Genomic DNA, 15,390 nt, shown 5'->3' with positions numbered 1-15,390 from the left:
GGTACCGCCGGTATCGTCTGCACCCATGACACGCGTAGCGCAGTACTACCGGGGCAAGCGGTGCTTCATCACCGGAGCGGCGAGCGGGATCGGACGGGCTACCGCGTTGCGGCTGGCTGAGTTCGGTGCCGAGCTGTACCTGACCGACCGCAACGCCGAAGGTTTGGCCGAAACTGTGGCCGATGCGCGCGCCTTGGGTGCGTTGGTACCCGAGCATCGGGCCCTCAACATCGCTGACTACGACGAGGTCGCCGCGTTCGCCGCCGAAATCCATGCGCGCCATGAGCCCATGGACGTCGTGATGAACATCGCCGGTATCTCGGCGTGGGGGACCGTCGACCGCCTCAGCCATGAACAGTGGCGGAAGCTGGTCGACATCAACCTCATGGGCCCGATCCACGTCATCGAGAGCTTCATTCCGCCGATGCTGGCCGCCGGCCGCGGCGGGCACCTGGTGAATGTGTCCTCGGCAGCCGGAATCGTCGCCCTGCCCTGGCACGCGGCCTATTCCGCCAGCAAGTACGGCCTGCGCGGCGTGTCCGAGGTGCTGCGCTTCGACCTGGCTCGGCACAAGATCGGGGTGTCGGTGGTGGTTCCCGGTGCGGTCAAGACCGGGCTGGTGCACACCGTCGAGATCGCCGGTGTGGACCGCGAGGACCCGCAGGTGGAGAAATGGGTGGGCCGGTTCGCCGGCCATGCCGTCTCCCCGGAGAAGGCCGCCGACAAGATCCTGGCCGGGGTGGCGCGCAACCGCTACCTGGTCTACACCTCCGGTGACATCCGGGCGCTGTACGCGTTCAAGCGGCTGGCCTGGCTGCCCTACAGCGTGGCCATGCGTCAGGCCAACGTGCTGTTCAGCCGGGCGCTGCGCCCCTCGCAGGCGTCGCTGCCCGGCTCCTGAGCCGCCACACCACTCAACGGCTGCCCCAGTCCCACGGCGGGGTGTTGAGCAGGCCCAGGCCGGCGACCCGCGTCTCGCCGAAGTCCTTGTAGACCTCGATCTCCGCGGCGTCGTCGCCGTCGGCTTCGGCAACCGGCACGGCGGCGAGCAGTTCGGGCATGGTGCGCGTGTGGGTGACCACCACGAGCTGGGTTCGGGGGGCAGCGGCCCTGATGAGCTCGGTCAGCGGCGCCACCAAGTCGGGATGCAGTGACGTCTCCGGCTCGTTGAGAACCATCAGCGACGGTGGCTGCGGGCTCAGCAGAGCGGCGGCCCACAACAGGAAGCGCAGGGTGCCGTCGGACAGTTCGGCGGCACGCAACGGGCGCAGCATGCCCCGCTGGCGCAGCTGCAGATCGAACATGCCGTCGTGCGCGCTGACCGACAGCGTCGCCCCGTCGAATGCGGCTGCGACCGCACGGTCCAGCTCGTCATCGCCGGACTCGATGATGGTCTGCACCGCCGCGGCCAGGTCGACGCCGTCGCCGGCGAGTACCGGCGTGCGTGTACCGACCTGGGGCCGTCGCACCGGTGCGTCGGCATCCACCCGGAAGCCGTCGTAGAAGCGCCAGTCGCGCAGCCGGTCGCGGACCGCGGCCAGCTCCGGATGGGCACCGGGGTGGGCGAATTCGGCAAGCACGCTCCGATAGCTCGGCAGCGTCCGGGACAGTTCCTCGACGCCGGCGTCGACGCTGGCCTGCGCGAAAGCCCGGGTGCGGCTCACCAACGTGGCGCCGCGCCGCGGTACCGGCCCGGCGAAGATCACTTCCCGCTTGATCTCCGGATCGTGAGCGAACGCCGAGTTGACACCGGGGGACTGCGGCAATCCCAGATCGACCAGGTAGCCGAAATCGTCAGAGGCGAAACCCATCTCCAGCGAGACCGGCCGAGTGCGCACGCTGCCCTCGGCGGCGCCGCTGCGGCGCGCCTCGCCGAGCTGTTCGGGGCCGGCCCACAGCACCGACTCCAGGCCGCCCTCGCGGGCCAGCGAGCCGATCACCTCCCCGCGCCCGCAGTCGGCCAACAGTCGTAACGCCCGGTACAGCGACGACTTGCCGGTGCCGTTGGCCCCGGTCACGACCGTGAGAGGACTCAACGGCAGCACCAGCTCGCGCAGCGAGCGGTAACCCCGTACGGCCAGCGTCGACAGCATGCCCGGGACGTTAGCGGGTGCCTGCGACGGGATGGGCGTCATGAGCAAGCCCGCGGCCTCAGTGCCATCACAGCCGCGGCGGGCGACGATGACGGGCATGCTGGGTCGATATGCGATGAACCGGGAGGCGGGGTGAGAGGCAACACGCACCGGATGCGGGCCGCCATCAAGCGGGTTCGCTCGCTGTACAGCGGTGTTCGGACCCGATCGGCGCTTGCCGCCGCCGCGGTGATGACCGTCTGCCTCGCCATCGCGGGCGGGCTGCTGCTATTGGTGCTGTATCGGTCGCTGGAATCGACCGCCGAGAGCGCGGCCGGCCTGCGTGCCGAACACATCGCCGCCCAGCTGCGCTCCGGTGACCTCGACGACATGGAGTCGGCGTTATTGGCCACCGATGGGCACATCGCCGTCGTGCAGGTCGTCGGCGCGTCGGGCGCCGTCCGGGCCGCCTCCAACGGCGCGCCCCGATCGCCGCTGGCCGCGGTAGCCCTCGCCGACGGTCAAGCGCGCTATGTCGGCCGCGTCGAATCCGCTACCGGCGAAGAGTATTGGGTCTCGGCTCGCGGTGCTGCCGCCGACGGAGCACCCGTCACCGTGCTGGTGGGGGTGGACCGTGAACCGGTCGAGGAGATCGTGACCGTGGTGGGTGTGCTGCTGGCGGTGGGTGCACCGATTCTGATCGCGCTGGTGGCGGCGGGGACCTTCCGCCTGGTCGGCGCCGCGCTACGGCCCGTGGAAGCGATCCGCACCCGGGTGGCGACGATCTCGAGCGCCGATCTGACCGAGCGGGTGCCGGTTCCCCGAACTCATGACGAGATCGCCGAACTGGCGACGACGATGAACGCCATGCTGTCTCGCCTGGAACACGGCAGGGCCGCGCAGCTGCGTCTGGTCAGCGATGTCTCGCATGAACTGCGCAGTCCGCTGGCCACGATCACCACCGCGCTGGAGCTGGCCAGTGCCCGGCCCGAGCTGATGGACCGGGCACTGATCGACGAATCGCTGCTTCCGGAGTCACACCGGATGAGCCGACTTCTCGAGGACCTGTTGCTGCTGGCCCGCTCCGACGAAGGGGCACTGGGATTGCGCGGGGAGGACGTCGACGTCGACGACCTGATGGTGGCCGAAGCGAACCGACTCGACGGCAGCGGGTCGGTCAGCGTCGTGACCGATATCCGGGCCTGCCGGGTCACCGGCGACCGCGCCGCCCTGACCCGCGTGATTCGCAACCTGGTCGACAACGCGGCACGGTACGCGTGCAGCACGGTGACGCTGAGCTGCCGTCCGGCCTCCGACGGCGTGGTCATCACGATTGCCGACGACGGCCCGGGGATCCCGGTGGGCGACCGGAGCCGGATCTTCGAACGGTTCGTCCGGCTCGACGCGGCCCGTGCCCGGACCTCGGGTGGCACCGGACTCGGCCTGGCGATCGTCGCAGAGGTGGTGCGTGCCCACCGCGGAACCGTTGCCGTGGACGATGCTGCCGCCGGTGGTGCGGTGTTCACCGTCTCACTGCCGCAGCGGGGTTTCCCCGATCAAGAGTCGAGGTCCGAGCGCAGCCGGTAACCGGCGCCGCGCACCGTCTCGATGGTGGCGAGCCCGAACGGTGCGTCGATCTTGCGCCGCAGATACCCGATGTAGACCTCGACGACGTTCTCGTCGCCGGTGTAGTGCGTGTCCCATACCGATCGCAAGATGTCGGCCTTGGTGACGACGTCATCCTGGTGTCGCATCAAGAACTGCAGCAGACCGAATTCTCGCGGCGTCAACATGATCACCGTGTCGCCGCGGGCCACCCGGCGACGCGCCGGATCCAGCGACAGGGTGCCCGCGGTCAGCAATGTCGGACGTGCCGGGGCGCCTCGGCGCAGCAATGCGCGCAGCCGCGCCACCAGGACGACGAACGAGAACGGCTTGGTCAGATAGTCGTCGGCGCCGATGTCGAAGGCATCGGCCATGTCGTACTCGCCGTCCTTGGCCGACAACATCAGCACCGGCGTCCACACCTGCTGCGCCCGCAGCTCGCGGACCACCTGGTAGCCGCTGAGGCCGGGCAACATGATGTCCAGCACCACTACGTCGTAGTCGCCGGTGGTGGCGGCGGCCAGGCCCTCTGCACCGTCGTGTTCGACATCGACGACGAAGCCCTCGGCCGCCAGTCCGCGACGCACGGTCTCAGCCAGTCGCGCCTCGTCTTCGACCAGCAATATCCGCACGACACCAGTACAGCAGAGGTCGACCACGTGACCAGCTGCCTTCTCAGCGGTCCCACAGCGCCTCGCGGACAAGCTGGGGCCATGACCGGAATTACTACCAACCCCGACACCTTGATCGCCACGTTCGGTCTGTTGGGTGTGCTGGCGGTCGTGTTCGTCGAGACAGGCCTCTTGGTGGGTTTCTTCCTGCCCGGCGACTCGCTGCTGTTCACCGCGGGAGTGCTGGCCGCTCAAGTTCACCCGGCGGTTCCGATCTGGCTGCTGGTCCTGAGCGTGCCGGCCGCCTCGATCGCCGGCGACCAGTGCGGCTATCTCCTCGGTGCCAAGGCGGGACCGGCGGTCCTGGAGACGCGGGCGGCCCGACGGCTCGGCCATCGACAGGTGGAACGGGCCCAGCGCTACTTCGCCGTCCACGGCAAGGCCACGGTCTTTCTGGCGCGCTTCGTGGCGGTGGCGCGGGCCCTCACCCCGGTCCTGGCCGGGGCGTCTGGAATGCGCCACCGCACCTTCACCGCCTATAGCATCGCGGGGTCCGTGGCCTGGGGTGCGGGCGTTCCTTTGCTGGGGTATCTGCTGGGCGGCATCGGGTTCGTCCGGGCCCACCTCGACCTGGTTCTGCTGGCGGTCATCGCAGTCTCGCTGGTCCCGGTGTTGCTGGGTGTCGTGGGCGGTCGTCTGCGGCGGGACAGCACGCGTCCGGCTCAGGTAGATGCCGAGAATCCGCCGGAGTCGGTACCTGCCGGTATGCGCTGACCCGCGCGGCAGAAGGGTTTGCTGGTCGGTGGTTGTCGGCGGCTTGCCCCGCTCACGTGTCGGTGCCGAGTGGTAAACCTGCGGTTATGAGGAGAAAGACGTCAGAATGTGAGATGCGACACGCCGACGCGGATGGCGTCGCAAGCTTACGACCAGCGAATTTCAACAATGTCGTTCAGAACATCTAGTATTAACCCCGAGGGATGACCACTAGGTGTAGTGTTCGGGGGACCGACAGGCCCGGGATCTTCCAGTTATCCGGGCCGCGGCAACCGGCACCTATTGGGTGCTCTGCCACGGCTGCGGAGCTGGAGAACGGAAAGTCCTGACGGCCCGCTGAAACGTAGTGCCCGATCCGTCACCCGTTCGTTGTCGACGATTCGCTGAGGAGTCTGCCGCCATGAGCATCACTGTCTACACCAAGCCCGCGTGCGTGCAGTGCAACGCCACCTACAAGGCGTTGGACAAACAGGGCATCGCCTACGAGAAGGTCGACATCTCGCTGGACCCCGACGCCCGTGACTACGTCATGGCGCTGGGCTACCTGCAGGCCCCGGTCGTGGTCGCCGGCGACGAGCACTGGTCGGGGTTTCGGCCGGACCGCATCAAGGCGCTGTCGCAGACCGCGCTGAGCGCGTAGCGGCCGGACGTCGGGTCGGGTACGGGTGGAGTCTGACTGAGAGCTGAAGGGGGTCGCCATGTCTGCGGAGTCGGAATGCAGCCTGGTGTATTTCTCTTCGGTGTCGGAGAACACCCACCGCTTCGTGCAGAAGCTCGACCTGCCGGCGATCCGGATCCCGCTGCACGGACGCATCGAGATCGACCACCCCTATGTATTGGTCCTGCCGACCTACGGCGGAGGACGTCACCAGCCCGATATGGACCAGGGCGGCTACGTGCCGAAGCAGGTCATCGCTTTTTTGAACAACGAACACAACCGGCGGCTACTGCGTGGCGTGATCGCGGCCGGCAACACCAACTTCGGCGCGGAGTTCTGCTACGCGGGCAACGTGGTGTCCCGCAAGTGCGGAGTGCCGTACCTGTACCGATTCGAATTGATGGGAACCGACGAGGACGTACAAGCCGTCCGCGCGGGCTTGGCTGATTTCTGGAAGGACGAAGCATGCCACCAACCGCTGCAACTGCAGAGCAGGTAACCCCGACCACCCGCAGCGTTCCGGTGGGCGAGCTGGACTTCCACGCCCTCAACGCGATGCTCAATCTGTATGACGCCGACGGCAAGATCCAGTTCGACATGGATGTGCTGGCCGCCCGTCAGTACTTCTTGGAGCACGTCAACCAGAACACGGTCTTCTTCCACAATCAGGACGAGAAGCTCGACTACCTGATCCAGAAGGAGTACTACGAGCGCGAGGTGCTCGACCAGTACTCGCGCAACTTCGTCAAGTCGCTGCTGGATCGGGCCTACGCCAAGAAGTTTCGGTTCCCGACCTTTCTGGGGGCGTTCAAGTACTACACCTCCTACACGCTGAAGACCTTCGACGGCAAGCGCTACCTGGAGCGGTTCGAGGACCGGGTGTGCATGGTGGCGCTGACTCTGGCCGCCGGTGACACCAAGCTGGCCGAGCAACTCGTCGAGGAGATCATCGACGGCCGCTTCCAGCCCGCCACCCCGACGTTTTTGAACTCCGGCAAGAAGCAGCGCGGCGAGGCGGTCAGCTGCTTTTTGCTTCGCATCGAAGACAACATGGAGTCGATCGGCCGATCGATCAACTCCGCCCTGCAGCTGTCCAAGCGTGGTGGTGGAGTGGCATTGCTGCTCAGCAACATTCGCGAGCATGGCGCCCCGATCAAGAACATCGAGAACCAGTCTTCCGGGGTCATCCCGATCATGAAGCTGCTGGAGGACTCGTTCTCCTACGCCAACCAGCTCGGCGCCCGTCAGGGAGCCGGTGCGGTGTACCTGCATGCCCACCACCCCGACATCTACCGCTTCCTGGACACCAAGCGGGAGAACGCCGACGAGAAGATCCGGATCAAGACGCTGAGCCTGGGCGTGGTGATCCCCGACATCACCTTCGAGCTGGCGAAGAAGAACGAGGACATGTACCTGTTCTCGCCCTACGACGTCGAGAAGTTCTACGGGGTGCCGTTCGCCGACATCTCCGTCAGCGAGAAGTACTACGAGATGGTCGACAACGCCGCGATCCGCAAGACCAAGATCAAGGCGCGCGAGTTCTTCCAGACCCTGGCCGAGCTGCAGTTCGAATCCGGTTACCCGTACGTCATGTTCGAAGATACCGTCAATCGGGCTAACCCCATCGCGGGCAAGATCACCCACTCCAACCTGTGCTCGGAGATCCTGCAGGTCTCCACTCCGTCGGAGTTCAACGACGACCTGTCCTACTCCAAGGTGGGCAAGGACATCTCCTGCAACCTGGGTTCGCTCAACATCGCCAAGGCGATGGACTCGCCCGACTTCGGCCAGACCATTGAGGTCGCCATCCGGGCGCTGACCGCGGTGTCGGATCAGACCCACATCTGGTCGGTGCCGTCGATCGAGCAGGGCAACAACCAGTCGCACGCCATCGGACTGGGCCAGATGAACCTGCACGGGTACCTGGCCCGGGAGCGGATCTTCTACGGTTCCGAAGAGGGCATCGACTTCACCAACATCTACTTCTACACGGTGCTGTATCACGCACTGCGCGCGTCGAATCGCCTTGCCCTGGAACGGGGTACGTCATTCGTGGGCTTTGAGGATTCCAAGTACGCCTCCGGCGAGTTCTTCGACAAGTACACCGAGCAGGTGTGGGAGCCCAAGACGGAGCGGGTGCGTGAGCTGTTCGCCGAGGCGGGCATCCGGATCCCGGGACAGGACGATTGGCGCCGGCTCAAGGAATCGGTGCAGACCCACGGGATCTACAACCAGAACCTGCAGGCCGTCCCCCCGACCGGATCGATCTCCTACATCAACCACTCGACGTCGTCGATCCACCCGATCGTGGCGCGGGTCGAGATCCGCAAGGAAGGCAAGATCGGCCGGGTCTACTACCCGGCGCCCTACATGACCAACGACAACCTGGAGTACTACCAGGACGCCTACGAGATCGGCTACGAGAAGATCATCGACACCTACGCCGCGGCCACCCAGCATGTGGACCAGGGGCTGAGCCTGACGCTGTTCTTCAAGGACACCGCGACCACTCGCGACGTCAACCGGGCGCAGATCTACGCCTGGCGCAAGGGAATCAAGACGCTGTACTACATCCGCCTGCGGCAGATGGCGCTGGAAGGCACGCAGGTGGAAAATTGCGTCAGCTGCATGTTGTGACAATTTTCCGACGACACGCGGGCCAGGGGAGACATCCCCTGGCCCGTCTGCTTTTGATGGAGGTCTGAAGTCCCTCGGTCGATCGACTGCTTGCCTGCCTGAACAGTCTTGACGTAGATGGCACTTTCGGGTGCCGCGACCAAGTGTTTATGCTTGGCGTGAAGTTCCTGTGTGAATCAGTTTCAACGTTCACTTCTTTGCGGGTAAACCGAGGAAAGGCGGCATATGGCCCAGGTCAAAGCGCGGTGCTCGCGGATCATGCTGGCAGCAGTCCTTCTCTCGACTCTCCCTTCACTGGCAGTTGGTACCGCACACGCCGACGCCAACAGCTACCTCCGGGAGGTGCACAACACGGTGAGGGTCCGGTTACGGGATAACCAGGCGCTGCAATTGGGTCATGAAGCATGTCACGTCCTGCGCAAGGGGCCGGATGGACGGACAATCCCCGAGTCGCGCGGTGAGGCCGCTCAAGTCGTCAGCAGGGCAGCACGCAAGCTGGGTGTGAACCGCCACGACGGCCTGGATCGTGGAAGCGTCAGCCGTCTGGTCGATTCCGCCGAACGCTACCTGTGTTGATCGGCCAGCCGAATTATCTTGATCGGGCGGGGAACCAGCAGTGAAAGGTCGGCAGGGCACTTCGAAACGATTGCAGGCCAGGGAATATTGCTCCCCGGCCCGCTTCTTTTTCCGAGCCTGGCCCTGACTGCGTGGATAGGGTGGGCTGCGTGACCCGGATCAGACCGTTTCTCATGTTTCAGGGCGGCACCGCCGCCGTCGCGATCGAGATGTACCTGGCCGCGTTCCCGGGAGCCTCGGTGGTGTCCTCGACGCCGCATCCCGAACCGGCCACCGGCATCATGCTGGCCGAGCTCGACCTGGCCGGGCTGCGGGTGCTGGTCAGCGACAGCGCGGTCAAGCACGGCTTCGACTTCACCCCGTCGAGCTCACTGTTCGTGGACGTCGCCGACCGCGCGGAGCTGGAACGGCTGGTGGCCGAGCTAGGGGAGGGCGGCGCCACTTTGATGCCGCTCGGTGATTACGGCTTCTCCACCGCGTTCGCCTGGGTCAGCGACCGATTCGGGGTGTCCTGGCAGCTCAACCTGCCCTGAGCGATACTCAGGCCGGCCGGGGGACCGCGGCCGATCTGCCCTGCCCGAGCCAGCTGGGAATGGCGCGACGGACATCAGTAGTTCCCGACAAGGCAACACTGCCGTCGTGCATGGCGTGTGACCAGCCGACGTCGCCGCGCCAGATCCGGGTCAGGACCCGCAGGCTGGTCTCGACGGTGCCGGTCACCTCGTAGCCGGGGTCGAAGTCACACACCTCGGCTTTGCCGTCGGCAACCACCAGCCACCACCGCGACGCCTTGGCGGCCACTCCGTCGAGAACGAACTGCAGCGTCGTGCGTGACCGCGGCCAGGCGCCGACTGGGATGGTGCGGCGGATGTCCCAGAACAACAGGTGCGGGTCGAGGTCGGCGTCGCCGAGGTCGCTGATCCAGCGCACCCCCCACGCGGTGAGCGCTTCCACTGCGCCGGCCAGATCCTGGCCGCACGGGGTCAGCGAATACGTTGCACGGCCGTCGATTTCGGTGCGCTCCACGACGCCGGCGCGGACAAGTGACTTGAGTCGCTTGGACAGCAGCGCCGGTGACATCTTGGGCACACCGCGACGTAGATCGTTGAAGTGGGTGCTGCCGAGCAACAGTTCACGCACCACCAGCAAGGTCCAGCGTTCGTCGAGCAGCTCCATGGCCTTGGCCATCGGACAGAACTGGTCGTATCCCGACATCTGCGTTCCTTTCGTGGATCGCCCGAATCTATGGTCTCGCAGCAGGCCTGCCCAGTACAGATCTAGAACTGGATGCGTTCGCCGGCCGGACCGACGATGGGTTCACCGGGGCGAGAGGAAGAACCGATGAACGCGGTAGTGAACGACATCGAGGACAAGCACCGTGCGCTGTGGGCGCTAGGTGACTATGCGGCGATAGCCACCGACGTGGTTTCACCGTTGGGGCCGGTACTCGTGACGGCCTGCGGAATCCGGCGGCAGGACCGAGTGCTCGACGTCGCTGCCGGAACCGGCAATGCCGCGATCCCCGCGGCGGCCACCGGCGCTCACGTGGTGGCCAGCGACCTCTGCCCGCAGCTGCTGCAGCAGGGCCGCACGAAGGCCGCCGAACAGGGTGTCGTGCTGGACTGGCGCGAGGCCAACGCCGAGACGCTGCCGTTCGATGACGATGAGTTCGACGTGGTGATGTCCTGTATCGGCGTGATGTTCGCACCACACCATCAATCGGCTGCCGACGAATTGATCCGAGTCTGCCGGCCCGGTGGCCGCATCGGTGTGATCAGTTGGACGCCAGAGGGTTTCATCGGCCAGCTGTTCACGGCCATGAAGCCGTACGTGCCGCCTCCACCGGTGGGAGCGTCCGTGCCACCGCTGTGGGGCAGCGAGCCTTACGTGCGTGCGCTACTGGGCGAGGCGGTTGGCGATGTTGCGACCGAACGCCGGGTGCTCACGGTCTCCGCCTTCGGTGACGGCGTCGCGTTGCGCGAGTACTTCAAGGCGAACTACGGGCCGACGATCGCGGCCTACCGGGGGATCGCCGAGGACCCGGATCGCGTGGCTGCACTCGACGCCGACATCGCGGCGCTGGCCGATCGCGCGCTGCGGCGCGGGTCCATGGACTGGGAATACCTGTTGCTGACTGCGGGCAAGTCCTGATTCCGGCCGGCTGGTGACTCGGAGGCTTCCTGGATCAGCCGCTCGCGAGCGTCAGCGCATTCGCGCGCAAGTCAGCCACCAGTGGACTACCAGTGCACTCTGCCATCGTTCGCGACGAGGACGCCCGAATGGGCATCCCTGATGCAGAGGAGTCTTTGTGACCGTGTTGTTGCCCGGCCAGGCCGCCGCCCCCGAAGGACCCGCTGACCTGCGGATGATGTACGTGATGCACCACGGATTCCGGCGTGACCTCACGCACTTCTGCATCGCGGTGCGCCGCACACCGTTCACCGACGGGCGCACCTGGCGCGCCCTGTTGGCGCGGTGGGACCTGCTGTCCACCGTGCTGCACGATCACCATCACAAGGAGGACGTGGTGCTCTGGCCGCTGCTGCGGATGCGCGCCGAGGTCGATGGCGACGCCCACGCACTCACCGTCCTGGACGCCATGGACACCGAACACGATCAGATCGACCCGCTGCTGCTGCGGGTGCGAGCCGGTCTCGAGGCGATGACGATCGGCGTCGGCACGCCCGATCGGGAGGCGCTGACCTCAGGCGTCGACGAGGCCTACGCCTGCCTCACCGGTCACCTCTCACACGAGGAGCGCGATGCGAACGTGGTGCTGCAGGCACGGATCGGCGGCGACGAGTGGGACCATCTCGAGCGGACCAAGTTGCGGGGCGGCATGAGCGTCCGCGAGCTCACCCAGATGCTGCCCTGGGCCTTCAAAGACCTCCCGGATCCGACGGCCTCCGAGCTGCTCGCCGAGGCTCCGCTACCCCTGAAGGCGATGCTGCGGATCGGGCGGCGTCGTTTCCAGCGGCTCGACGACGCCGCGTTCGTCGCGGTGCCGGCGGGCACGACCGTGGGCACGAGTTTGGTGCGCTGAACCGGCAGTTCAGCGAGGCTCGCCGCAGGGGAAGCGAAGGCTGGACCACCGCATAACACCGTCGATCAGAAGCCGTGCCGGCGCCGCATCTCGCCGATCCGCGCCCCGATGCGCGACAACCGCCAGCGGCCGGCCTGGTCGGCCGCCGCGTCCGCATACGCGGCGGCCGCCACGGTATCCCCGGTGACCGCGGCCCCGTAGGCCAGGAACAGGTCCACGGGGCCGATCGCCGCGGCGGTCCCCGCGCTCGCCATCCGCCCCGAGTAGTCCCGCAGGTAACTAAAGGCGTCCACCGCGAGATCCGGGCGGTCGAGTTCCAACGCGATCTCGCAACTCATCGCGGCAAACACGGATCCGAGGAAGGTGTGGCGTTCGGCGGGCAGCGGATGAGCCTCCACGAAGGCAGCCGCGCGTTCCCGCTCGCCGGCGCGCAGCAGCAGCAACGCCACCGTCGAGGCGGCCGGAATCCGGCTGTCCTGGAGGAACCCGTCCAGGGTGGGCAACAACTCGGCCGCGCGGTCCGCGTGCAGGCACGCCAGCGCGCCCGCCACCTGGGCCGCCTCGAAGACGTTGGGGGTCCGCACTTCGACCGCCAGCTCCTGCAGCCGCAGCACAGACGCGACCGCGGCATCGTCGTCGCCGGCCATCGCGTGCCAGGGCGCGGCGACGGTGTGCAGTACCACCTCGGCGGTGCCAAGCCCGGCCGAGCGCAGCCGGCTGGTGAGCGCCCGGATACCGGACCACACCGCGTCCGCGTCGCCGAGCTCGTTGGCCAAGCCGGTGGCCAGCGTCGCGACCATCATCTCCAAGCGCGGGTCACCCAGCAGCTCGGCGTCCGCCCGGGCGAGCCGCAGATACTCGGCCCGGTGCGCCGCCGCATCCGGGCGGAACCGCGCCACGTACGCGCCCAGCTGCACCGACGCCCGGACCCGCGGGTCGTCGATCGGGCGCGCCACGTCCAGTGCCTCGGCGACCAGGGCGTCGATCCGATTCACGTCACCGGAATAGAACAGCTCCATAGCCAGCGTCAGCAGCGCCCGACTGCGCACCGCAGTCCTATGGGGCGGCAGCTGCGGCAGCACCTCGGTGAGCGCGTCGACCACCGGGGCGTGCACCTCGCCGTAGGACCTGACCTGCCACAGCGCCCCGTCGAGGTTGGCGGACAGGGTTCGTGCCGCCAACTCCGCGGTGGCGCTCTGGTCGGCCGGGTCGCCGAGCCGGCCGACCAGCAGCGTCGCGGCATCCACGCAGTCCGAGACTCCTTGCCAATCACCTGACCACCGGTGCGCGTCGGTGGCCAGCATGAGCAGTTCGTAGCGTTCCCGGGCCGAAGCCGTGCGGTCGGCCCGTTGCAGATCCAATGCCAAGACCAGGTGCGCCGCCTCTTCGTCGTAGTGGGCGCCGGCCCGCGCGTACTGCGCGGTCTCGACCAGCATGCGCCAGCCGGTAGCGGGGTCCGTCGGCGCGGCGCCGCGCAGATGGTGCTGAACCGATGCCCGCACATCAGCCCGATTCAGGTCGCCGTTCGCGGCGACCTCCGCAGCGCGGCGGTGCAGGTCGGCGCGGGCATCCCCGGCCAATGACCGATGGATCACCTCCTGCACGATCACGTGGCCGAACCGGAATCCGGCACCCGTGTCAGCCACGATCCCGGCCCGGCGCGCGGGCTCCAGGAGTTCGATCGTGCGCCCGGGGTCCGTGACCGTCATCCCGGCGAGATCCGCGGTCTGAAACGTTGTTCCGAGCACACTGGCCGCGCGGAGCGCCTCGACCGTCTCGGCGGGGAGAGCCCCGACTCGCTCCAGCACCACGTCCGCGAGGGTGCCGCTGGGCGCGCCCGCACTCTGCAGCAGTTCCACCAGGTACAGCGCGTTGCCACCGGTCCGGTTCCACAGCGCGTGCGCTCGGTCATTGCCGATGGCGGATCCGGCTACCGCTTCCGCCAGCGGCTCCACCGCGTCGACCGGAAGCGGACCCAACTCGATCCGGCTGCCCTGCCCGCGGGCGGTGGCGCGCAGGAATCGTTGAAGTTCGGAGCCTTCTGCGGGGTCCGGCCGCGTGGTCGTGATCAGCAGGAGCCGTTGATCGGTGAGCCTCTCGATCAGAGCCGTGAGCGCCCGAATCACTATCGGACCGGCCCAATGCAAGTCCTCGACGACCAGGGCCGTCGGCACCCTCGCGGCGGATTCCGCAGTCAGCCGCACGGCCAGATCGCGCAGCGCGAATTCGGAACCGGAGGTCAGCTCCTCGTAGAGGATTGTCGTCGGGCGGCCAGAAATCCCGGCCAGCGCCTCCGCCAGCGGCCACAGTTCCGGCTGGTCGGTGTCCCGGCAGCGCCCCACCCCGATCCGGAAGCCAAGCGTGGCCGCGTCCTCCGCGAACGCGGCCAGCAGGCGGGTCTTCCCGGCGCCGGGTTCGCCCACGACGACGGTGACGCCTGGTGTGCCCGCTGCGGTGGCCTCCGCCTCGGCCCGGAGACGGCGTTGTTCCGGGGCGCGTCCCACCAGCGGCCAGCGTGGTCGGGCGAAGGGGGCCGGGCGTGGTGTGTCCTCGGCGCTGAGCGTTGTGATGACCGAAGCCGGCGAGCCGGTCGACGGCGCCGGCCACCCGAGCGCAGGATCACGGCGCAGGATCGCGCTCTGTAGGGTACGGACCGCCTCGCTGGGATCGAGTCCCAGCTCATCGGCCAGTTCGGCCCGTAGGGTCTGCAGCGCGGCGAGCGAGTCGGGCAGTCGCCCGCAGCGGAAGAGGGCGACCGCCCACAGCGACCACCAACGTTCGTGCAGCGGATTCTCGGCGCACAGGGCAGCGAGTTCACCCACCACCTCGTCGTGTTCGCCGATCGCCAGACCGGCGACGATCCGCAGTTCCCGGGCGGCGGCCCGTAAGTCGGCGAGCCGCACCCGCTCTGCGACCGCGGCCGGGTCGTCGCCGAGTTCCGGATAGGGTTCGCCGCGCCAGCACGACAGTCGGTCATCGAGCGCCATCGCAACCCGCGCGATCCGGTCGGCGGCATGCCCAGCCGCGGCCGGACGATCGAAGTCGGTGAGTTCGGTCAATGTGGCGCGCGCCTCGGTCACCGTCTGCTGCAGGGCGACATCGTCACGTTCGTTCGCCGGGATGCGCAGCGCGTAGCCGGCGTGCTCCCGAACCAGTACCGTGGCCGTCTGGCGAGGACCGCGCCCCGGTTCCAGAATGCGGCGCAACTTGCCGATGTAGCTGTGCAGGGTGGCCGTCGCAGAGGCGGGCGCTGACTCGCCCCACACCCGATTGGCGAGTGCCTCGACCGAGACCCGCTTGCCCTGTGCCAGGGCGAGCGCTCCGATCACGGCGCGCTGCCGGGGTGTCCCCAGGTCAACCGGCGCGTCGTCCCGCAGGATGCGGATCGGGCCGAGGACAGCCAAATTCACGCCG

The 15,390-nt window shown here is 67.5% G+C and carries 14 protein-coding genes; 10 read left to right on the top strand and 4 right to left on the bottom strand.

Annotated elements, in window-relative coordinates:
* Positions 1–25 precede the first annotated feature (25 nt).
* A complete protein-coding gene (locus N416_RS0100895) occupies positions 26–901 on the top strand; it encodes an SDR family oxidoreductase (protein ID WP_024440255.1) in 876 nt (291 codons plus the stop codon).
* A gap of 13 nt (positions 902–914) precedes the next feature.
* Here the strand turns inward: N416_RS0100895 and N416_RS0100890 are convergent, their stop codons facing one another.
* On the bottom strand, positions 915–2,093 hold the full coding sequence (locus N416_RS0100890; protein WP_024440254.1) for an AAA family ATPase: 1,179 nt from the start codon (positions 2,091–2,093) through the stop codon (positions 915–917).
* A gap of 132 nt (positions 2,094–2,225) precedes the next feature.
* On the opposite strand from N416_RS0100890, the gene N416_RS0100885 reads away from it, so the two are divergent.
* Complete coding sequence (locus N416_RS0100885; protein WP_369797554.1) at positions 2,226–3,659, top strand: sensor histidine kinase; 1,434 nt, start codon at positions 2,226–2,228, stop codon at positions 3,657–3,659.
* On the opposite strand, the gene N416_RS0100880 is transcribed toward N416_RS0100885, so the two are convergent.
* A complete protein-coding gene (locus N416_RS0100880) occupies positions 3,629–4,309 on the bottom strand; it encodes a response regulator transcription factor (protein WP_024440252.1) in 681 nt (226 codons plus the stop codon). The two genes, N416_RS0100885 and N416_RS0100880, sit on opposite strands and share 31 nt — an antisense overlap.
* A gap of 81 nt (positions 4,310–4,390) precedes the next feature.
* On the opposite strand from N416_RS0100880, the gene N416_RS0100875 reads away from it, so the two are divergent.
* The 6 genes from N416_RS0100875 (at position 4,391) to N416_RS0100850 (ending at position 9,466) form a co-directional block, all read left to right on the top strand.
* On the top strand, positions 4,391–5,062 hold the full coding sequence (locus N416_RS0100875) for a DedA family protein (RefSeq protein ID WP_024440251.1): 672 nt from the start codon (positions 4,391–4,393) through the stop codon (positions 5,060–5,062).
* 400 nt (positions 5,063–5,462) lie between these two features.
* Complete coding sequence (locus N416_RS0100870) at positions 5,463–5,702, top strand: redoxin NrdH (protein ID WP_024440250.1); 240 nt, start codon at positions 5,463–5,465, stop codon at positions 5,700–5,702.
* A gap of 58 nt (positions 5,703–5,760) precedes the next feature.
* Entirely contained in the window at positions 5,761–6,219 is a 459-nt protein-coding gene (gene nrdI / locus N416_RS0100865) for a class Ib ribonucleoside-diphosphate reductase assembly flavoprotein NrdI (protein WP_024440249.1), read from the top strand.
* Positions 6,186–8,357: a class 1b ribonucleoside-diphosphate reductase subunit alpha gene (gene nrdE, locus N416_RS0100860; RefSeq protein ID WP_024440248.1), complete on the top strand. Its 2,172-nt coding sequence runs from the start codon at positions 6,186–6,188 to the stop codon at positions 8,355–8,357. Before nrdI ends, nrdE begins: the two co-directional genes overlap by 34 nt.
* 225 nt (positions 8,358–8,582) lie before the next feature.
* Positions 8,583–8,933, top strand: a complete 351-nt coding sequence (locus N416_RS23050) for a DUF732 domain-containing protein (RefSeq protein ID WP_155943298.1) — start codon at positions 8,583–8,585, stop codon at positions 8,931–8,933.
* A 149-nt stretch (positions 8,934–9,082) separates the two neighbouring features.
* Positions 9,083–9,466, top strand: a complete 384-nt coding sequence (locus N416_RS0100850) for a VOC family protein (protein WP_024440247.1) — start codon at positions 9,083–9,085, stop codon at positions 9,464–9,466.
* A 7-nt stretch (positions 9,467–9,473) separates the two neighbouring features.
* On the opposite strand, the gene N416_RS0100845 is transcribed toward N416_RS0100850, so the two are convergent.
* Positions 9,474–10,148: a helix-turn-helix domain-containing protein gene (locus N416_RS0100845; RefSeq protein WP_024440246.1), complete on the bottom strand. Its 675-nt coding sequence runs from the start codon at positions 10,146–10,148 to the stop codon at positions 9,474–9,476.
* Positions 10,149–10,274: 126 nt separating this feature from the next.
* Here N416_RS0100845 and N416_RS0100840 point away from each other — a divergent pair, with 126 nt between their 5' ends.
* Positions 10,275–11,084 carry a class I SAM-dependent methyltransferase gene (locus N416_RS0100840; protein WP_024440245.1) on the top strand — a complete coding sequence of 270 codons (810 nt, stop codon included), beginning with the start codon at positions 10,275–10,277 and terminating at the stop codon, positions 11,082–11,084.
* 157 nt (positions 11,085–11,241) lie between these two features.
* The gene (locus N416_RS0100835; protein ID WP_024440244.1) at positions 11,242–11,976 is read left to right on the top strand and encodes a hemerythrin domain-containing protein; all 735 of its coding nucleotides are present in this window, start codon (positions 11,242–11,244) and stop codon (positions 11,974–11,976) included.
* Positions 11,977–12,041: 65 nt separating this feature from the next.
* On the opposite strand, the gene N416_RS0100830 is transcribed toward N416_RS0100835, so the two are convergent.
* Complete coding sequence (locus N416_RS0100830; RefSeq protein WP_024440243.1) at positions 12,042–15,386, bottom strand: BTAD domain-containing putative transcriptional regulator; 3,345 nt, start codon at positions 15,384–15,386, stop codon at positions 12,042–12,044.
* Between the last annotated feature and the right edge of the window lie 4 nt (positions 15,387–15,390).

Source organism: Mycobacterium sp. UM_WGJ, from assembly GCF_000455125.1.
Classification (GTDB): Bacteria; Actinomycetota; Actinomycetes; order Mycobacteriales; family Mycobacteriaceae; genus Mycobacterium.
The sequence above is the reverse complement of the archived record's forward strand: the minus strand, read 5'-3'. Positions and strand labels throughout refer to the sequence as shown.

Excerpts from the sequence above, each read along its gene's own strand:
- N416_RS0100840 (WP_024440245.1), top strand. The coding sequence starts at position 10,275 with ATGAACGCGGTAGTGAACGACATCGAGGACAAGCACCGTGCGCTGTGG.
- nrdI (WP_024440249.1), top strand. The coding sequence starts at position 5,761 with ATGTCTGCGGAGTCGGAATGCAGCCTGGTGTATTTCTCTTCGGTGTCG.
- N416_RS0100875 (WP_024440251.1), top strand. The coding sequence starts at position 4,391 with ATGACCGGAATTACTACCAACCCCGACACCTTGATCGCCACGTTCGGT.
- N416_RS0100890 (WP_024440254.1), bottom strand. The coding sequence starts at position 2,093 with ATGCTGTCGACGCTGGCCGTACGGGGTTACCGCTCGCTGCGCGAGCTG.
- nrdE (WP_024440248.1), top strand. The coding sequence starts at position 6,186 with ATGCCACCAACCGCTGCAACTGCAGAGCAGGTAACCCCGACCACCCGC.
- N416_RS23050 (WP_155943298.1), top strand. The coding sequence starts at position 8,583 with ATGGCCCAGGTCAAAGCGCGGTGCTCGCGGATCATGCTGGCAGCAGTC.
- N416_RS0100870 (WP_024440250.1), top strand. The coding sequence starts at position 5,463 with ATGAGCATCACTGTCTACACCAAGCCCGCGTGCGTGCAGTGCAACGCC.
- N416_RS0100845 (WP_024440246.1), bottom strand. The coding sequence starts at position 10,148 with ATGTCGGGATACGACCAGTTCTGTCCGATGGCCAAGGCCATGGAGCTG.
- N416_RS0100895 (WP_024440255.1), top strand. The coding sequence starts at position 26 with ATGACACGCGTAGCGCAGTACTACCGGGGCAAGCGGTGCTTCATCACC.